At 33.7% G+C, this 18270-nt stretch carries 21 protein-coding genes; 10 read left to right on the top strand and 11 right to left on the bottom strand.

Going from position 1 to position 18270, the window contains the following annotated elements:
- The first annotated feature begins 87 nt into the window (after positions 1 to 87).
- Positions 88 to 1236: a HAMP domain-containing sensor histidine kinase gene (locus PSU83_RS10405; RefSeq protein ID WP_300589363.1), complete on the top strand. Its 1149-nt coding sequence runs from the start codon at positions 88 to 90 to the stop codon at positions 1234 to 1236.
- A gap of 1 nt (position 1237) precedes the next feature.
- Here PSU83_RS10405 and PSU83_RS10410 read toward each other — a convergent pair whose 3' ends face one another.
- The 3 genes from PSU83_RS10410 to greA form a co-directional block, all read right to left on the bottom strand.
- Positions 1238 to 2383: a transglutaminase domain-containing protein gene (locus tag PSU83_RS10410; protein ID WP_300589364.1), complete on the bottom strand. Its 1146-nt coding sequence runs from the start codon at positions 2381 to 2383 to the stop codon at positions 1238 to 1240.
- 77 nt (positions 2384 to 2460) lie between these two features.
- Positions 2461 to 2850: an HIT family protein gene (locus PSU83_RS10415; protein WP_300589365.1), complete on the bottom strand. Its 390-nt coding sequence runs from the start codon at positions 2848 to 2850 to the stop codon at positions 2461 to 2463.
- A 46-nt stretch (positions 2851 to 2896) separates the two neighbouring features.
- Positions 2897 to 3373 (bottom strand): transcription elongation factor GreA, encoded by a 477-nt coding sequence (gene greA / locus PSU83_RS10420; protein ID WP_300589366.1) that lies wholly within the window; start codon positions 3371 to 3373, stop codon positions 2897 to 2899.
- 161 nt (positions 3374 to 3534) lie between these two features.
- Here greA and PSU83_RS10425 point away from each other — a divergent pair, with 161 nt between their 5' ends.
- The 5 genes from PSU83_RS10425 (at position 3535) to PSU83_RS10445 (ending at position 6831) form a co-directional block, all read left to right on the top strand.
- Positions 3535 to 3954, top strand: coding sequence for a hypothetical protein (locus tag PSU83_RS10425; RefSeq protein WP_300589368.1), 420 nt, complete (start codon positions 3535 to 3537; stop codon positions 3952 to 3954).
- A 601-nt stretch (positions 3955 to 4555) separates the two neighbouring features.
- The gene (locus PSU83_RS10430; RefSeq protein ID WP_300589369.1) at positions 4556 to 5188 is read left to right on the top strand and encodes an outer membrane beta-barrel protein; all 633 of its coding nucleotides are present in this window, start codon (positions 4556 to 4558) and stop codon (positions 5186 to 5188) included.
- Between the two features lie 151 nt (positions 5189 to 5339).
- Positions 5340 to 5810 carry a hypothetical protein gene (locus PSU83_RS10435; protein ID WP_300589370.1) on the top strand — a complete coding sequence of 157 codons (471 nt, stop codon included), beginning with the start codon at positions 5340 to 5342 and terminating at the stop codon, positions 5808 to 5810.
- A gap of 79 nt (positions 5811 to 5889) precedes the next feature.
- Positions 5890 to 6126 carry a hypothetical protein gene (locus PSU83_RS10440; protein WP_300589371.1) on the top strand — a complete coding sequence of 79 codons (237 nt, stop codon included), beginning with the start codon at positions 5890 to 5892 and terminating at the stop codon, positions 6124 to 6126.
- A gap of 210 nt (positions 6127 to 6336) precedes the next feature.
- A complete protein-coding gene (locus PSU83_RS10445; RefSeq protein ID WP_300589372.1) occupies positions 6337 to 6831 on the top strand; it encodes a T9SS type A sorting domain-containing protein in 495 nt (164 codons plus the stop codon).
- Positions 6832 to 6875: 44 nt separating this feature from the next.
- Here the strand turns inward: PSU83_RS10445 and PSU83_RS10450 are convergent, their stop codons facing one another.
- The 5 genes from PSU83_RS10450 to PSU83_RS10470 form a co-directional block, all read right to left on the bottom strand.
- Positions 6876 to 9065, bottom strand: a complete 2190-nt coding sequence (locus tag PSU83_RS10450) for a TonB-dependent receptor (protein ID WP_300589374.1) — start codon at positions 9063 to 9065, stop codon at positions 6876 to 6878.
- Between the two features lie 271 nt (positions 9066 to 9336).
- Positions 9337 to 9738 carry an alternative ribosome rescue aminoacyl-tRNA hydrolase ArfB gene (arfB, locus tag PSU83_RS10455; RefSeq protein ID WP_300589375.1) on the bottom strand — a complete coding sequence of 134 codons (402 nt, stop codon included), beginning with the start codon at positions 9736 to 9738 and terminating at the stop codon, positions 9337 to 9339.
- Positions 9728 to 11329, bottom strand: a complete 1602-nt coding sequence (locus PSU83_RS10460; protein ID WP_300589376.1) for a DUF4301 family protein — start codon at positions 11327 to 11329, stop codon at positions 9728 to 9730. Before PSU83_RS10460 ends, arfB begins: the two co-directional genes overlap by 11 nt.
- Positions 11296 to 11913 (bottom strand): nicotinamide riboside transporter PnuC, encoded by a 618-nt coding sequence (gene pnuC, locus PSU83_RS10465; RefSeq protein WP_300589390.1) that lies wholly within the window; start codon positions 11911 to 11913, stop codon positions 11296 to 11298. The genes PSU83_RS10460 and pnuC overlap by 34 nt, the downstream gene beginning before the upstream one ends.
- A gap of 32 nt (positions 11914 to 11945) precedes the next feature.
- On the bottom strand, positions 11946 to 12668 hold the full coding sequence (locus PSU83_RS10470; RefSeq protein ID WP_300589377.1) for a geranylgeranylglyceryl/heptaprenylglyceryl phosphate synthase: 723 nt from the start codon (positions 12666 to 12668) through the stop codon (positions 11946 to 11948).
- A gap of 98 nt (positions 12669 to 12766) precedes the next feature.
- On the opposite strand from PSU83_RS10470, the gene PSU83_RS10475 reads away from it, so the two are divergent.
- The 3 genes from PSU83_RS10475 to PSU83_RS10485 all read left to right on the top strand — a co-directional run bounded on the left by PSU83_RS10475 (position 12767) and on the right by PSU83_RS10485 (position 14121).
- Entirely contained in the window at positions 12767 to 13363 is a 597-nt protein-coding gene (locus PSU83_RS10475) for a Crp/Fnr family transcriptional regulator (protein ID WP_300589378.1), read from the top strand.
- A 76-nt stretch (positions 13364 to 13439) separates the two neighbouring features.
- Entirely contained in the window at positions 13440 to 13727 is a 288-nt protein-coding gene (locus PSU83_RS10480; protein ID WP_300589379.1) for a hypothetical protein, read from the top strand.
- Position 13728: 1 nt separating this feature from the next.
- Entirely contained in the window at positions 13729 to 14121 is a 393-nt protein-coding gene (locus PSU83_RS10485) for a group III truncated hemoglobin (protein WP_300589380.1), read from the top strand.
- Here the strand turns inward: PSU83_RS10485 and PSU83_RS10490 are convergent.
- Positions 14113 to 14742 (bottom strand): 4-phosphopantetheinyl transferase, encoded by a 630-nt coding sequence (locus PSU83_RS10490; RefSeq protein WP_300589381.1) that lies wholly within the window; start codon positions 14740 to 14742, stop codon positions 14113 to 14115. The genes PSU83_RS10485 and PSU83_RS10490 overlap by 9 nt on opposite strands.
- Before the next feature lie 139 nt (positions 14743 to 14881).
- Between PSU83_RS10490 and ahcY the strand changes: the two genes are divergently transcribed.
- Positions 14882 to 16198 (top strand): adenosylhomocysteinase, encoded by a 1317-nt coding sequence (gene ahcY / locus PSU83_RS10495; RefSeq protein ID WP_300589382.1) that lies wholly within the window; start codon positions 14882 to 14884, stop codon positions 16196 to 16198.
- A 333-nt stretch (positions 16199 to 16531) separates the two neighbouring features.
- Here the strand turns inward: ahcY and PSU83_RS10500 are convergent, their stop codons facing one another.
- Together PSU83_RS10500 and PSU83_RS10505 are read right to left on the bottom strand one after the other, a co-directional pair.
- Positions 16532 to 16828 carry a thioredoxin family protein gene (locus PSU83_RS10500; protein ID WP_236463011.1) on the bottom strand — a complete coding sequence of 99 codons (297 nt, stop codon included), beginning with the start codon at positions 16826 to 16828 and terminating at the stop codon, positions 16532 to 16534.
- A gap of 73 nt (positions 16829 to 16901) precedes the next feature.
- The gene (locus tag PSU83_RS10505; protein WP_300589383.1) at positions 16902 to 18134 is read right to left on the bottom strand and encodes a metallophosphoesterase; all 1233 of its coding nucleotides are present in this window, start codon (positions 18132 to 18134) and stop codon (positions 16902 to 16904) included.
- Positions 18135 to 18270 lie beyond the last annotated feature (136 nt).

Below are 18270 nucleotides of genomic sequence, written 5' to 3' on the forward strand. Positions count from 1 at the left end.
TAATTTTTTTATGTTTTATTTGGACAATCGAAAGAGTAAAAAATAGAACTAATCTTTTTTCATTACTTTTAAACCAAAATACAATTCATGCAGTTTTCCGAGAAAAGAAATGTTACCCGTTGGATTATCATTATGGCTTCGTTTGTCATTGTGATTTTAATTTTGTGGAATACCTATACTTTTTTCCAAATTTTTAAAAATGAAGAACGCGTTAAAATGCAGAATTGGGCTTTGGCTCAAAAGAAGCTCAACAGCGCTGATCCCAATGCCGATGTGGATATTGAACTTCCGTTTCAAATTATCCAGGAAGCTTCAATTCCGATTATTGTCACCGATAATGATTCGATAATTAACACAACAAATATTGATGATGATGTTTTGAAAGACAAAGTCAGGTTAACGGCATTGTTGCAGAAATTGAAAAATCAAAATGAGCCGATTGTCATGCAGATTTCGGACAAACAAGCACATAAGCTCTATTATGGCGATTCGTCTTTGCTTAATAAATTGAAATATTATCCGATTGCTTTGTTGATGATTATCGTTCTTTTTGGGGCTGTTGTTTATAATTTTTATCGAAGCACCAAAATGGCCACACAAAACAAACTTTGGGCTGGAATGGCTAAAGAAACCGCGCATCAAATTGGTACACCCTTATCTTCATTAATTGGTTGGCTTGAAATTATGAAAGCTGATAATGTGGATGAAACGACCATTTCTGAAATCGAAAAAGATATAAACCGACTGCTGACTATAACGGATCGGTTTTCTAAAATTGGCTCTGAACCTATTTTGGAACCTATGAATATCATAAAAGAAACAGAAGAATCATTCGAGTATTTAAGATCACGATTTTCAAAACAAGTAGAATTTTCTTTTAAAGCGCCAAAAAAACCGATCATGGTTTCTTTAAATCAAGCACTTCACAGTTGGACGGTGGAAAATTTGGTCAAGAATGCTATTGACGCCATGAAAGGAAAAGGTAAACTCTCAGTTGAAATTGTAAACGAAAATAATCACGTCAAAATTTTGGTTTCAGATACTGGAAAAGGCATTCCCAAAAAACAATTTAACCGAGTTTTCGAACCTGGATTTACCACTAAAAGAAGAGGTTGGGGCTTGGGATTGTCTTTAACTAAACGTATTGTGGAAGAATACCACAAAGGTAAAATTAAAGTAGAACATTCCGAAATTGGTAAAGGAACAACGATGAAGATTACTTTTAAGAAAGCATAAATTATCTCAGGTTCGTAAACATCAATTTTCGACCAATTGCGTTTTTGCTCAAATATTCTTTTAGAAAATCATCTTGCTCTTTCATTTTGTCAATGCCTTCTAATATGGCTCTTTTTAAACTATTAAGATTTGTTGCATTTTCCGGACTTACATTAGTAATATTGTAAGTATCATCTTTGCTTTTATTCATTTTATCCTTAACATTCTGCATCATTTTTTTCAACGTTTCATCCGTTTGTTTGGGTTGGAACCGTTTGTTTCTGAAAAAGATAAAATCATTCAAATCGCGAATTGATTCGTTAAAATTTGCTGTAATTTCAATTAATTTTTCAACGCTTTTGTTTTGATTTATTACGGTAAATTCCTTTTTCTTATAATTGTAATGTTCGACAATCATGTTGTTTAAAAGTCCGTTTTTTTCAATTCTTGCAGCCGATTCAAAGGCTTTGTCGGAATCGTTTAGTTTTTCGTATTTGCTAATTTCAGATACATAATCAAAATTCTGTTTAGCTTTAGTAGTGTCGGGTTTGCCCGAAATAAATTCCTGATTGGTTAGTGATAAATTCAGAAACTGCCACATATAATCAAATGGCATGTGCGAAGCAATCATTTTGCTTGGTTCTACTTTAAAGAAAGTATTATTTAGTTTTTTGGTAAATTGATTTTTTTCAACAAATCCAGCGCCCCAAGTAGCATCAAATAAAAACCATTTTCCGTCAACTTGTGAGGAATTCCAAGCGTGAGCAAGAGTTGCTATTTGATTGTTTTGTTTGGTGTAGCCGCCAATAATAAAGGTTTTTACGCCGACTTTATTGGCAATATCATTGAAAATTTCGGAATAATGAATACAAACTCCAGTTCTTAATTTTAAAGCGTTTACAATTTTTAATTGCGAAGAATCGGTATTCATCTGATACATGTTGGGAACATCATAACTTATGTTTGATGCGGTCCAAAAATAAACGGCTCTAATTTTCTCCGTTTCGGTTTTAAAATTTGAATTGATATAATCAGCAATTTCAGATGTTGTTGCAGTTTGATTTTCAGGAATAGCCATCATTTTTGTATCGATGGCAGCATACGGATTAGTTTGCCCAATCGAAATTTGAGTCAGAAATGAAAAACAAAATAGTAAAAAGATTCTCATAAACTTGATAGATAATATTAAAAAAACCTGCGAAATCAATGAAACTTCGCAGGTATATTAGTTTTAATCCAATAGAATTATAAATTTTTCCGAATCGCTTCCGCTAATTTTTCAAATTCTTCTTTGGTTAAAGTAACTTTTCTTTGAAAGCGCATATCATCCATATCGTGCAACGGAATTAGGTGTACATGAACATGAGGCACTTCAAGGCCAACAACTGCAACACCAATTCTTTTACATTCAACGGTTTTCTCAACAGCTTTGGCAACTTTTCTCGAGAATTTCATCAATTCCAGATAAAGCGTTTCATCCATGTCGAAAATCTTGTTGATTTCCTGCTTCGGTATACAAAGACTGTGCCCTTTCGCATTTGGATTTACGTCCAATATTGCGATGAAGTTCTCGTCTTCTGCAAGTTTGTAACTTGGAATTTCGCCGTTTATTATCTTAGTGAAAATGCTTGACATGGTAAATTTATTAAGAGCACTTCGACTGCGCTCAGTGTGACAAAAATTAGTCCCTAGAAATTTCTAAAACTTCAAATTGTAAAGTTCCATTTGGAACAGTAATCTCGGCAACTTCACCAACAGATTTTCCTAATAATCCTTTCCCAATAGGAGAAGTTACAGAAATTTTTCCGGTTTTCAAATCAGCTTCACTTTCAGCAACTAAAGTATATTTCAACTCCATGCCGTTGGCTTGATTTTTGATTTTTACGTGGGATAAAACCAAAACTTTAGAAACATCTAGATGTGTTTCATCAATAAGCCTTGCATTAGAATGTACTTCTTCAAGTTTAGCAATTCTCATTTCAAGCATGCCCTGTGCCTCTTTAGCTGCATCATATTCGGCATTTTCAGACAAGTCACCTTTATCTCTTGCTTCTGCTATGTCCTGAGAGGCTTTTGGGCGCATTACGCTTTTTAAATGATCTAATTCCTCTCTTAATTTTTTTAATCCTTCTGCCGTGTAGTAAGATACTGTGCTCATGTTTTCCTCTTTTATATAAATAGAAAAAATCCCATAGGAACGGGATTTCTTTTTGCAAAGATACTATTTTAATGTTATTTCAAAAATGTTGACGTAATTTAACGCTTGTCAAAGTTAATTAAATTAAATTTGTTTCGCTATAGTATTCGAAATAATTTAATATGAAAAAGATCTTCGTTTTTTTACTGGCAATTCCAGTATTGTTCGCTTGTGATGGGGGAACTATAAATAATAACAACCCTAATATTCCGAATTATCCGGTGAATTTGTCGCTAAATCTTAATTTACCACAGTACAGTAATCTGCAATTTCCAAGCAATCATATTGTAAATTACACACAAGGCGCAAGAGGAATTGTGGTTTTCAATGCCGGAAACAGCTTTGTTGCTTATGATTTGGCATGTCCAAACCAAACTTTCGATAGTTGCGGTTCACCAATGACTATCACCGGAATTGAAGCGAAATGTACGTGTGATAATAAAATCTACAACTTGTTTTCCGGACAAAGTCCCGGAATGCAATACCCGATGAAACAATACCGCGTTCAAATGAGTGGCGGAAACTTAATGATATTCAATTAAAAAAGTTCCTCATTTTTTAAATTTAGACCTACCTCAAAAAGTTAGACGCTATTTGGGGTATTTTTCATATGAGGAAAAGTTAAATATTGAGTAGTCTTAATCTATATTTACTTCATGCTGAGTGTTACTTTATTTACAAAATAAAATCAATTAGAAATCTTTTTTGTAGTTAAAAAAATAATTCTATTTGCAACAGGAAATAGTGATTTAGCAACTTTTATAAGCACGATAATTTCTATATACTCTTCATGGAACTATTTTCTAAAAACTTTTAATTGTGCTTTTAAAAATGTTTAAAAGTCCTAATAATCAAATAAAATTAACATCTAGCACCATTGATGTTAGTGTTTAAACTTGCTTTAGCAAACACTATGCTACTTAGCAGAATTAACAACGAAGGTGTGTCAAAAACAATATAAAATTGTGTGTCATAGCCTAATGATGTTAGTATATAGCGGTAGTTTTAAAATAGAAATATATTTTTTAGATAGCTCATTATCAGATAATAAATATGTGTTTATTTGTAAAATGTATAGAAAAACTGTACCTCAGTTTGAAATTATCTTAATATGTTTACACTATCATTTAAATACTATTAATTATGAAAAAAATAATTTTATTAACTCTTTTTTATTCCTCTATCGCGACAGCACAAAAAGAAGGTATTGTTTATCCTAAAGGGAAATGGTATTTTGGAGCTGAAATAGGCACAAACAAAATTACTTCTTTTGAAGTTGGAGGTGATAAAACCTCATTTCAAGGCGGCGTTTTAGCAGAATATTACTTTGGCAAACAATGGAGTGTTGAAGGTAAAATTAAATATTTCAAAACTGGCGTATCCTTTAGGCAATCAAGTTCATGGTTAACTGATTCTTATTCGGGAGATTTTAAAGGTGATCAGATAGCTTTTCCCATCGCTATTAAATGGGAATTTAGACTCTACAAAAACCTGAAAGGAAATTTGAAAACAGGATTAGTTCTAAATGTTGAAACGTATAGTTCTTATAAAAATTATTTTCCCGAACCCGAAAAAGATTTTAAAAAATTTAACTTGGGATTCATGTTAGGTTACGGACTAAATTATTTCATATCTGAAAAAAACGCAATCTTTATTGACTACGAAGGATATATAGGCGGTTCTAAAGGAGATGTGGAAACATTATTTGGAAATTCTTCAAAACCAACGCTAAACACACTATTTAATCTAGGTTACAAACATCAGTTTAAATTTTAGCACCAACACATTATGAAACATTTTTTTTTATTCTTTTTTATCATGATACTTGCAGGATGCAGCACAGATAGCAGTTCCTAGTGGCTGACTACAACCCGAAACTCAAACGGGCGCCAATACTTTTGGGTGTCTTATTGATGGAAAGCTACTATTGCCTAGAAGCGGTAACAGCAGTTTAGTCTTTCCGTTATCAGGCGTAAGACTTTTTAGACGATATCAAGAGTTTAATTTTGATTATTATGAATTAGAAGTCATAGATTACATAAGCAATTTAGGAGGGAGTTTTTTCTTCCACATGCACAATGCTCCTATGAATGGTATAGGAACTTATACTATTGACGAATCTACCGGAATGACGGATATAGATGGCTTTGAGCATAATTACATTCATCGCAATGTGTATGATAAACTCACAAATTCGTTTCAAAAATATGTTTCTTTTCCAAATTCAGGAAGTTTCACCATTACGAGACTATCTCAAAACCCACTAACAGGTACTATTATTTCTGGTACATTTAGTTGTAGAGTTAGAAATATTAACAATCCAAATGATGAAATAGAAATTACTAAAGGAAGATTTGATATTAACAGCTTAACAATAGCTGGGACCTATTTTCCTTAAAACAAAAAAGGTTGCCTCGGCAAAGGCAACCCTAATTAATGATTAACAAATAAATATTAACCAAAAAGCAAGCAAAATTATGAAAAAATTATTTTTTCTAGCTATTGTAGCATTGTTTTTTAACAATGTTGTAGCACAGGATTTACCAAATCCAGACTATAATGAACTGGACAAAAAATTAACAGAGATTGATACTACAAAAATTAAAAGTGGTATTTTGTATGAAAGGACGATGCAACTTGCAAACCTTTACAATTTTAATTTGTCAGACAGTCTAAATACTGCAGACTACAGTTATTTTAACAATCAATTTTAGAATTGTACAATGCGGGTAAAGCTAAGAAGTTTTTACACTCGAAAGTATTAGAAAAAATTGTTGATGAAAAAATTGAGTTTAAGGGTAAAAACGTTGTCCCCATTGGAATTATAAATACAGACTTCGATATTTTAAGTGATTGGGAAAATAGCGAATATAAGGGCGTAGTATTTGATTCTATTCAGAAAAAATATAATCAAATAATTGGAAATGAACCTTTTTATACTTTACAGAGTGTTTATCTATCCAACTTGTAACAAAGATTTTGTATTCAAGGTAAAAGCCCGAAATGGTTGCGGTTGGTCAGATTGGTTTGAAGTAGTTTATACTATGAATAACTGTTCGTCTGAATGTAGCGATCCATTTAATGGAATTGTAGGGAATAATTTTATACTTACGCCAAATCCTGTTTCAGAAGGATTGTTAAACATTACAGTGAAATATGAGGCGCCATGGTTTACAACGATAAATAATAATCCTGTTGGTAACGTTCCAAGTTTAGATTTGGGTATCGGAAACTTAGTAACAAATTATAATCCTATAGTTACAGTTACAATTTTTAACCAATCGGGGTCATTGCTTTTAACATTTCCAAATACTGCATTGCCAGAGTTATTAAATATTGGAAATTTACCACAAGGAACTTATTTAGTACTAATAGAATATCAAGGTCAATTAGAGAGCTACACTATAATTAAAGAATAAATTTAAATTACGACGGCTTTCATTTTTGAAAGCCGTCGTAATTTTTAGAATTTAATTGTTGCTCCAGCTAAAAAGTTGATTCCGGCCTGCGGATAATATCCTGCACCTTCAATAGTTGTTGTAACTCCAGGTGTTGAAAAATCATCATCGTAAGTATAGAAATAACCATTGGATTCGTACTGGTAATCAAATATGTTGTTCACCAATCCCGAGAATAGAATCGATTTTATTCCTTTATTAATGTTCCATAAATACGTGACATTAAAATCGTGAATGTTATACGCTTTCAAAACGGATGCTTCTGAATCAATATTTCCCATGAATTGTTTTCCGACGAACTTATTAAGGAAAGCCAGACTTAGATTTTTTATAGGTGAATAAGTTGTTGCATTTCCAGCGATAATAGTTGGTGAAAAAGCAATGTTGGTGTTGCCTAAATTCTGTAAAATGCCATCACGCTGAAAAAAGAAATCTTTATTCCTATTCTGACTCAAAGTAACATTAGGCTGAAAAGTCAGTTTTTCTAAGATTTTAGCAGCCGTTTCAATTTCAATTCCGTAACGATAACTGGCGCCGCTATTCGTAAAAATGGGTGAACCAACATCATTAAATGCGCCGGTTAAAACCAATTGATCTTTGTATTGCATGTAAAAGGCATTCACATTTATAGCAGTATTTTTCGAATTGTATTTCCACCCGAATTCGTAATCGTACAACCTTTCTGGTTTAGCACTTCCGTTTTCATAATCATCGCGTCTTGGTTCTTTATTGGCGATTCCGGCGTAAGCGTAAAACGAATTTTTGGCGTTCAATTGATAACTCGCACCCACTTTCGGATTGAAAAATCGGAATGTATCGTTCACATCGGCAAAATCTTCGCCAATTGCGGTGTAGAAAACCATTCGGTACTGCATATCCGCAAAAAAGTTAATTTTTCCGAATGTATGGGATGCTTTCGCATAGAGATTCACATCATCTTTATTTCCGTAATTATCATAATAACGTCGGTCTGCTGGAATATAAAATTGCGTCCAAATTACCTTTCCAAAATGCGTTCCTAAATAACGGTTGGCTGCACCGCCGAAAAGAATATCTGTTTTGACAGCTTTATAATTCATTGAAAAAGTAGTTCCGAAAAAGTCGTTATCGAGCCATTTTTGTCGAACCAAATCAGCTATTGTGTTTCCTTGAAAATTCGGTAAATTGTATTCGGCTAAATCGGCATCTTCTCTAAACTGTTCGTAATATCCTTTGCCTAAAGTATAATGCAGCGCCACATTGGAACTCCATTTTTGACTCCATTTTTCGGACCAATGCAATTGAAAATGATGCTGACGGTAATTATCAGTTTCGTTGTCGTAGAATTTTTCATTTCCATTTTCGTCAAAATAGAGCCCTGCCGAATTATAAGTTCGGTCATTTGCTAATTTATCCGGATCTTCGAGTCCGTTCCAGGATTGGTATGTTTTTTCTTTTCCGCCAAAAAGTATGACTTTAATCTGAGTCGAATTTTTAACATAATTCAGATTAAAAAAGTAACCAAACATCCTGCTTGAAGCTCTATCGATGTAACCATCGGATGCAATTTGTGAAATTCTTCCATTCATTTCAAAATGGTCGTGTAAACCAGTACCGAAAGCTAAAGTGTGTTTCCTTGTTCCGAAACTTCCGCTAGAATTTGAAATTTCTGCATAGGCTTTTTCTTGAAAGGATTTGGTTTGCATGTTTAAACTAGCCCCAAAAGCTCCGGCACCATTCGTTGAAGTTCCAACGCCACGCTGTAACTGAATACTTTCTAATGAACTCGCAAAATCAGGCAAATTAACAAAAAAAGTTCCTTGGCTTTCGCTGTCATTAAATGGAACGCCGTTCAGGGTTACATTAATTCTCGAACCATCGGTGCCGCGAACACGCATGTACGTATAACCCACGCCATTTCCAGCATCTGTTGTGGTTACTACTGACGGCAAGTAATTAAGTAAGATTGGAATGTCTTGCCCTAGGTTTCGAGGAGCAAGTTCCTCTTTAGTCACATTCGTAAACGTAACTGGATTTTTTTTGCTGGCACGAACTCCAGAAACTAAAACTTCATCGAGCGGGTTGACTTTGGTGGTGTCCTGAATTTTTTCTTGCGAGAAAGAGGCAAGAGGCAAGAGGCAAGAGGCAAGAAAGCAAAGTATAATCTTTTTTCTTTGCTCTTTCTTCTTTTTTCTTTTTTTGAATAAAATTTCCATTCGTAAAAAATGTTACGAATAAAAAGAGGTAATTATTCTTGGTTAAAAAATAAAAATGTTTGTTTCCTGTGACAAAGTCAGCGTGCACTCTGGTTTGTCACTTTTCCTTAAACAGCATTACCTGTTCTAAGTTCATTGGGTATAATCTCAGCTCGTAATTTAGAGCACCCCTTTTGAGACGGGACAAATGTAAAAAAAACAATGGCAATGACAATGGCAATTTTAAAAAGTTAACACAATTGTTATTGAAATTGATTTCTGAAATTGAAATTTAAAATTCAGGTTTTCTTCTGTTTTGCTTGATTACTGAAGTGTTTCTTTTTGCTTTGATTCGTTTTTCAATTACGGAACGTGGAACTTTCGTGACTTTTCGTTTTTTGGGAATAATTAAAGATTTTTTAATTAAATCGAGAAAACGTTTGATAACAATTGTTTTGTTTTTGAGTTGACTTCGGTCTTCGTCGCAGTTTAAAATCAGAAGGTTTTCAGAAGTTAGTTTGGATGCTAATTTATTTGATATCAATGCTTTTTCTTCTTCATTTAATGCTGAGGAAGCGTTTAAATCAAAAGTCAAAACAACTTTAGAGGAAACTTTATTGACGTTTTGTCCACCAGCGCCAGAACTTCTAACGGCTTTAAAAGTTAATTCAGTTACTAATTTTTCAGTTTCCATATTGGGGCTGATGCGCAGGTTTTAAAAGATCATTAACCGTTTTTACAGGATTAAAAGTAACCAATGGAACTTCGACAAAAATCGTAATCCATTTGGCCATCGCGCCATTCCAAAGTCCAGGCAATTCATAGCCTTTTAAATCTTTGCCTTTGTTGTTTTTGTGGACAATAAAACCAGTGCTTTGATCAACAAACTGCGTTAAGTCGAATTTTTCACCTAGATAACTTTTAGTGGCACAAACCAAATCAACTGGATTAAAATGAGTGGCTTTCTTTAAGATTTGCTCTTGCTCTGAATTGTGAACATCAACCTGAGCGCTTTCTACAATTTGAAGCGATACATTTCCTTTATAGCTTCTTACCCAAAATGGTCCACCACCAGGTTCTCCCTCATTTTTTACCATCCCGCACACTCTTATTGGACGATTTAATTTATTTTTTATAAACTCTAATTTGTTGGCTAAAGTATATTTTTGGAAATCTTCAATCACATCAATGTTCAGCTTGCGCTCCATAAATTCGGTGATTTCTGGAATGGTATTTTCTTTTATTGTTTCGTTTTCAATCGTTTTCAAAATCCCGAAAATTTTTTGTTGCAAATCGAGTAGAATACCAGCCAAACCTTTTTTATATAAAGTAATTTCTTGGATATGATTTTGAATTACGTTATCAATATTTTTGATAAAAAGCACATCAGCATCAAGATCATTTAGGTTTTTAATTAGAGCGCCATGTCCGCCTGGACGGAAAACCAATTGATTGTTTTCATTACGGAAAGGCAGATTATTCGGCGCAACCGCAATGGTATCAGTGCTTTTGTCCTGATGAGAATAAGCAACATAAACGGTGGTTTTTGACTTGCGTTCTACTTTCTGCTTTACACTATCAATACTATTCTGAAACAACTTTTCGTGATGATCTGAAACAGTAAAATGTAGATTTGAAACCGAGTTAGCACTAGCATAAAAGACACATTCGTTAAGATGTTCTTCAGCTGGAGTTGCGATTTCTGTTTCGTATCTGTGAAAATCTAAAACGCCTTTTGGTTTATTAGCAAAATCAAAGTACTCTGAAGACAACATTGTTTTAATGAAAAGATAGCTCTTTTCATGACTTTCTAACGAGTAATAGTTTTCGTAAAGTTCTTTTAGCTTAGTTTTTATTTCCTCATAAAACGGAAACTTCTCAATTCCAGCTAAAAATATTGGAAGGTTTTTATCTTTTTTTCTATTAATGTAAGCGTTTACGGTTTCGTTTTCGTGATCAAAGTCATTCAGAAATTCACTAAGAAATTTAAACATTCTGCTTGCTGCGCCAGAAGCCGGAACAAACTTTTTTAGTTTCAATGCATCTTTTTTGGAGTCAAAATAATCAGCATATTCCTGAAATTCTGTAGTAGATAATTTTAAAATTCCGTCGTTTATAGTGGCCGGTCTTTCGAGTGTAATCTTCGGAATCCCGGATTTGAAAAGCAAAAGTTCTCCTTCGATTTTATCCAAAGCAATACCCAAAGGCTTGATTTGTTCAAAATCTGCTTCGGTAAAACCGTATTTTTTTGCTAAATTGTCTTTTGTTGTAAAGTTTTCTTCCATTCCAAATACCCAAAAACGGCAATTATTGTAAAAATTAAATATTGAATACTCGTAAACGAATAGCCTTTGACAAAGTACATCGGAATTGAAATGATGTCACCAACAATCCATAAAATCCAATTTTCGATTTTCCTTCGCGCCATCAGCCACATTCCAACAAAGAAAATTCCGGTGACGAAAGTATCGACGTAAGATGTCCAATGGGTAAATTTATCAAAAAATACGTAAACCGAAGCCACAAATGCTATTGTTAACACAAAAATCAGTAGTGAAATCTTTTTTTCGTAAGTATTCATTCTCGAAATTGGAAATTCGACAACATCTCCAGTCTTTCGCGTCCAGTGATACCAGCCGTAAACACTCATCACAGCATAGTAAAAATTAATCATCATATCGCCTAGCAAGGACCATTTCCAAAGCAAATAGGTGTAAATAACGGTGTTGATTATTCCAGTTGGGAAAACCCAGATGTTATCTTTTTTGGCAAACCAAACACTCAGCAATCCGAAAACTATCGCAGTTAATTCGAGTGCAATTTCGTAGGTTGGATAGTCTTTGTATTGATTAAATAGGAATTCGAACATCATTAAATAATTTAAAAGCACTTCGACTGCGCTCAGTGTGACAGATTGTAGTCAAAAAAGTTTGTGTCATTTTCAAAAGCTGTTCCGATAACAACCAAATCTGCGCCAGCGGAATATGCTTCATCAATTTGTGTTTTCGAACGAATGCCTCCGCCAACAACTAATGGAATCGAAATTTTGTTAGAAACACATTTTATAATTTCAGCAGAAACCGCATTTTGTGCCCCGCTTCCGGCTTCAAGATAAATCAGTTTGTTGCCAATTAATTCTCCGGCTTTTGCGGTTTGCGCTATATATTCGATGTTGTTTTTAGATAATGGTTTAGTTTGACTTACGCGTTCTACCGCAGTTTCAGAGCCACTTTCTATCAAAATATAACCTGTTGAAATGATTTCGAGATTGGTTTTTTCTAGAATCGGAACGGCATTAATTTGATGTTCAACCAAATAATCTGGATTTCTTCCTGAAAGTAACATTAGAAACAAAATGCCATCAGCTTCAGCTGAAATTTGAGATGGATTTCCTGGAAAAAGTAAAATGGGTAATTTGACTTTTGACTTTAATCGGATAATGATTTCATTTAAATGATTCCCTTCAAAAGTACTTCCGCCAACAAAAATATGGGTTGCGGGAGAATTTTTAATTTTTGAAATTATGTTTTCAATATCATCTAAAATCAATTTGTCAGGATCCAATAATAGGGCGAGTAGTTTTTTATTTTGCTTTTTTGCTAGTAAAATTTCGGGATACAACATGAATATTTCCTAAAGATGATAGATTGGTAAATGTAGGTCTTTTTTAAAATCCGTAAAATTTAAATCGTAAATTTGTGTTTCATCACCATTTTTCCACCATGATTTCACAGGAGCTATTAGAATCTTATCAAGCTAAGAAGAAGAAATTTCAAAAGGGTGAAATTATTTTTAAGGAAGGAAATCAACCTTCTAATTACTATCAAATTTGTGTTGGTGAAGTCAAAATGTGCAATTTCAATGATCTTGGACGTGAATTTATTCAAGGTATTTTTCAAGATGGTCAATCTTTTGGAGAACCTCCTTTATTTTTAGAAAGAGCCTATCCGGCCAATGCTATAGATGTTTCTGATTGTGAAATTTACATTCTTCCTAAAACTAGTTTTTTAGATTTGGTAAAGAATAATTTTACTATTTCTTTAGCAATTATTGAATATTTAGCGCAAAGACTGCATTATAAATCGGTGATGGCAGCAGAAATATCGTCGCAAGAACCCGAACATCGCTTGTTGAAATTAATCGATTATTACATTAATTTCTTTAAATTAAAAAAGGCGAAAGAGGGATTTCAGATTCTTTTAACACGACAACAAATGGCTGATTTAACAGGACTTCGCGTAGAAACGGTTATTCGTGCCATCAAATCATTAGAGAAGAAAAATGAAATTCAAATTATAAACCGAAAAGTATTTAGATAAACTTATCCTTTATGATTTAAGTCATAATATTCGGAAAAATGGCTAGCGTAACTTTGTGAAATAAAATTTCAAGGTTATGATACTTTACGATAAATCACTAGAATCTTTTCAAAAAAATTACATTGGTTACGTTGCTTTAATTGTTATTGGACAAAGTTGCTTAGGTTCGGCAGCGGCAATGTATACTTTAAAAAACGGAACTTCTATCCTTCAAATGATACAACTTGGAATAGTTGTGGGTATTTGTATGATGGTAAATGTTGCTATATTAGCACAATTAACTCCAAAAACAGTGTACAATATGACGATTTTAAGCGTGATAGTAAGTGCACTGACCATAATTTTAAACTTATTGGTTTTTTAGAATGAAAGAAATTGAAAACCGCGAAGATGTAAAGTTGCTGGTTCATTCGTTTTATGCAAAAATCAGAGCCAACGAAGAAATTGGCCCGTTTTTCAATACTACTATTCAAGATTGGGAAAGTCATTTGGAAAAGCTTACCGATTTTTGGGAAAACAATTTATTTGCTGTTCGAAAATATTTTGGAAATCCAATTGAAGCCCATATAAAGGTTGATGAGCAATTTCATAACAAAATTAATCCTAGTATTTTTGGCTTATGGTTGAATTTGTGGTTTGAAACGCTCGATGAATTATTTGTAGGTGAAAATGTAGAAACGCTCAAACGACGCGCTCGAAAAATGGGTACCATGCTGATGGTGACTATTTATGAAAGCAGAAAAAAAGAATCAAATTGATTCAAATGCACAAACAAAGACATAGTTTTCTATAAAGTCAAAAACAATATCGAAAACTTCAATTTTATTATTGAATCGCAATTCGACCGTACATTTTTTATCTTTCAGATTGAATCCATTTTCAAAAATGTGATCTTTAAAACTGATTCCGATTTCGTTTTTAATCTTAAAAACGGATTCTTTGATTCCCCAAACCACTGTTGCCTTCATCAATTCCTCTTCTTTAGTGAGATTTTTCAAGTGTGCAATATCCATAAAACGCGGAGCTAGAAGTAAAGTTTTTTCCTTTAGAATTTCTAAATCGGCACCAATATTGACATCGCTCAAAACGATTACCGAAAATCCATTCGAATGCGAAATTGAAATGTGTTTTCCGTCTTTCAAATGGGGTTTTCCAAATTCATCATAGTACAAATCAAAATCGGTATATCCGGAATCCATCAATAATCTACGAACACTCAAAAACCCTTTTTGGTGACTTTCGGCTTTCATGCTTTCTACTCTAGCCAAAGAAATATCTTTCAAAGCTATGCTGCTGAACAGCTCATCAAACGTCTCGGTTATTTTCCAAACCAACAATTGAGTGTAATCATTTAAAGCTATGGTTTTTAGTAAAGGCATTGTTGATTTTAAATTATCTAATTGTTTTTCAGAAAATTAAGTAGCTAAACAAATCATAAAAAAGCAAAAAACGTTTTTTTAATTCTTTCTTATTGCGTAATTTCGCACCCAAATTAAAAAAAACAAATATACATAATAGATGAGTACACAGACATTACCTTTTGTAGCTTTTAAAGTGAAAGATATTTCACTTGCGGCTTGGGGAAGAAAAGAAATTGAATTGGCAGAAGCTGAAATGCCAGGATTAATGGCACTTAGATCTGAATATAAAAATGAACAACCTTTAAAAGGTGCACGTATTGCGGGATGTCTCCATATGACAATTCAAACTGCAGTGTTAATCGAAACTTTAATTGCACTTGGAGCTGAAGTTACTTGGTCTTCTTGTAATATTTTCTCAACTCAAGATCAAGCTGCTGCTGCTATTGCTGCTGCTGGAATTCAAGTGTATGCTTGGAAAGGTCTGGATGAAGAATCTTTTGACTGGTGTATTGAACAAACCTTATTCTTTGGTGAAGATAGAAAACCATTAAACATGATTTTGGATGATGGTGGAGATTTAACAAACATGGTATTTGATCGTTACCCAGAATTAATCCCTGGAATCAACGGTTTATCTGAAGAAACTACAACTGGAGTTCACCGTTTATACGAAAGAATGAAAGCTGGAACATTACACATGCCGGCTATTAACGTAAATGATTCGGTTACTAAATCGAAATTTGATAACAAATACGGTTGTAAAGAATCAGCAGTTGATGCGGTTCGTCGTGCAACTGATATTATGTTAGCTGGAAAAAGAGTAGTTGTTTGCGGATATGGTGACGTTGGAAAAGGAACTGCGGCTTCTTTCCGTGGTGCTGGTTCTATCGTAACCGTAACTGAAATCGATCCAATTTGTGCTTTACAAGCGGCTATGGACGGCTTTGAAGTTAAAAAATTAAATACTGTTGTTGGAAATGCGGATATCGTTATTACAACAACTGGAAATAAAGACATCGTTCTTGGTTCTCACTTTGAGCAAATGAAAGATAAAACTATCGTTTGTAACATCGGACACTTTGATAACGAAATTGATATGGCTTGGTTGAATGGCAACCACGGTGCGTCTAAAATTGAAATCAAACCACAAGTTGACAAATATACTATCGCTGGAAAAGATATTCTTATTCTTGCTGAAGGGCGTTTAGTAAACTTAGGTTGCGCAACGGGTCATCCAAGTTTTGTAATGAGTAATTCATTCACAAACCAAACCTTAGCTCAAATCGAATTATGGACAAACATTTCAGCTTACAAAAACGAAGTGTATATGTTACCAAAAATTTTAGATGAAAAAGTAGCTGCTTTACACCTTGCTAAATTAGGTGTTGAATTGGAAACATTGAGAGATGACCAAGCTGCCTATATTGGTGTTGAAGTTCAAGGGCCATTTAAACCGGAATACTACAGATATTAATTGTCATTCCCGCGAAGGCGGGAATCCAAAAAATAAGAAACCCTTGCAGCGATGTGAGGGTTTTTTATTTGGGTAGCACAACATTTGCTTTTTTAGTCACGATTGCTCCCGCTATCCGCTATATCTTTTTAAAGCAGCACCTCCACTTTCGTTCCGGCACTACTTTTAAAGCAGCACCTCCACTTTCGTTCCGGCACTACTTTAAAAAGGATGCCGCTACTATCGGGGCTAAAGAGCTCTAATCTACTATTTGAAGCAATAAAAAAGCGACCCAAATTAGGTCGCTTTTCTATTATCTTGTAGTTTATTATCTTTAAATCTATTATCTATTCTTTACAATTGCTCCTGAACCAAATTGATTATAGTGTTGGCATCCAGTTCACCGGATTGTCTCCACACCATTTGACCTTCTTTATAAATCATCAGGGTTGGTAAACCTTTTATACGAAGTGCATCAGCCAATTCTTGATTTTTATCTACATCAATTTTTATAACTTTTGCTCGGTCACCAAGCGCAGCAGCTACATCTCTGATTACAGGATGCATAGAAACTGAAGATTCGTTCCATTCAGTATAAAAGTCAATTAATACTGGAACTTGTGCGTTGATTAATTCTCCAAATTTTGACATAAAACCAAAATGTTTTTAGTTCTTTTATTTTTTAAAAGAAATAGTAAAGCACAAATGTAGCATTTTTAACTAATTATGCTACAATATTGCCTTTTTTTAGTTCAAAAACCGTTATTTCCGGCATAATACCCACTCTTCCAGGATAGGCGTGGAAACCAAAACCACGATTTACATAAACGTATCGTCCAAATTCCGTGTATAATCCCGCCCATTGTTTGTACATATATTTCGCCAAACTCCACTTGAAAAACCCTGGAATTTCTATGCCAAACTGCATTCCGTGCGTGTGTCCGGAAAGTGTTAATTGAATATTCTTTGGATGTTTTTTCACAATGTATTCCCAATGACTTGGATCGTGGCTCATTAATATTTTAAAATCTGCAGGATTAATGTTTTCGGAAGCTTTATCAATATTGCCAAATTCTCCAAAGTGTTTCCCCCAGTTTTCAACACCAATTATTGCAATTTCATCACTTCCTTTTTTAATTTTGATGTTTTCATTTAATAATAACTTAAAATCAATTTGACGGTGTAAGTCTTTTATTGCAACAAAATTTTCGGCTTTTGCTTCAAGTGATTTCCAATCCAGATATTCGCCATAATCATGGTTGCCTAAAACAGAAAATTTCCCGTACTCGTATTTTTTCAATCCATTAAAAATGTCAATCCATGGATGCATTTCATCTGCTTTAGCATTTACAATATCACCTGTGAAAAGCAACAAATCAGATTGCTGTTCGTTGATTAAATCGATAGCATATCTTATTTTTTCTTCATCGTCAAAACTTCCGCTGTGAATATCCGAAATCTGTGTTACCTTAAATCCTTCAAAAGCATCCGGTAAATCAGGGAAGAATAAAGTTTGTTTGATAACCTTGAAATTATACTTACCGGCAGTCATTCCGTAAATCAATGACAAAAACGGAACAGCAGCCAATCCGATCGCAACCTGGCTGACAAATTTTCTTCTTTCGGGCAAAAAACTATCGGAATTGTGTCCCATAAAATGAGTAACGGTTCCCATCATAAACCGCAATACATCCTCCATCAGCATTGTCAAAGTTAAAACTAGTTTTGGCAGTAACACCAATAACAATAATCCCAAAGTAACCATCGTCATTTTGGTTTGACCAACACTCCTATCGAACTTAAGTAATTGATAGCTTATAAATAAAATTGCTACAACAGATATTACTAGATATGAAATCAAAATCCATTTAGATTTTGTAACCGTTTTTATGGCTTGAAAAGCATAGAGTTCAACTATTCCAATGATTACGAACAGAATAAGGAAGCGAAAACCCATTTTAAAATTTTTCACAAATTAACAAAGAAAAGTACTGTGATTTATATTATTACATATTATTTAACGTTAGTTCAACAACAGTTGACTAGTCCTAAATAATCGATACAGATTATAAGACAAAAATAGATAGATTAAA

The sequence above is a fragment of the Flavobacterium sp. genome, from assembly GCF_029945805.1.
GTDB lineage: Bacteria > Bacteroidota > Bacteroidia > Flavobacteriales > Flavobacteriaceae > Flavobacterium.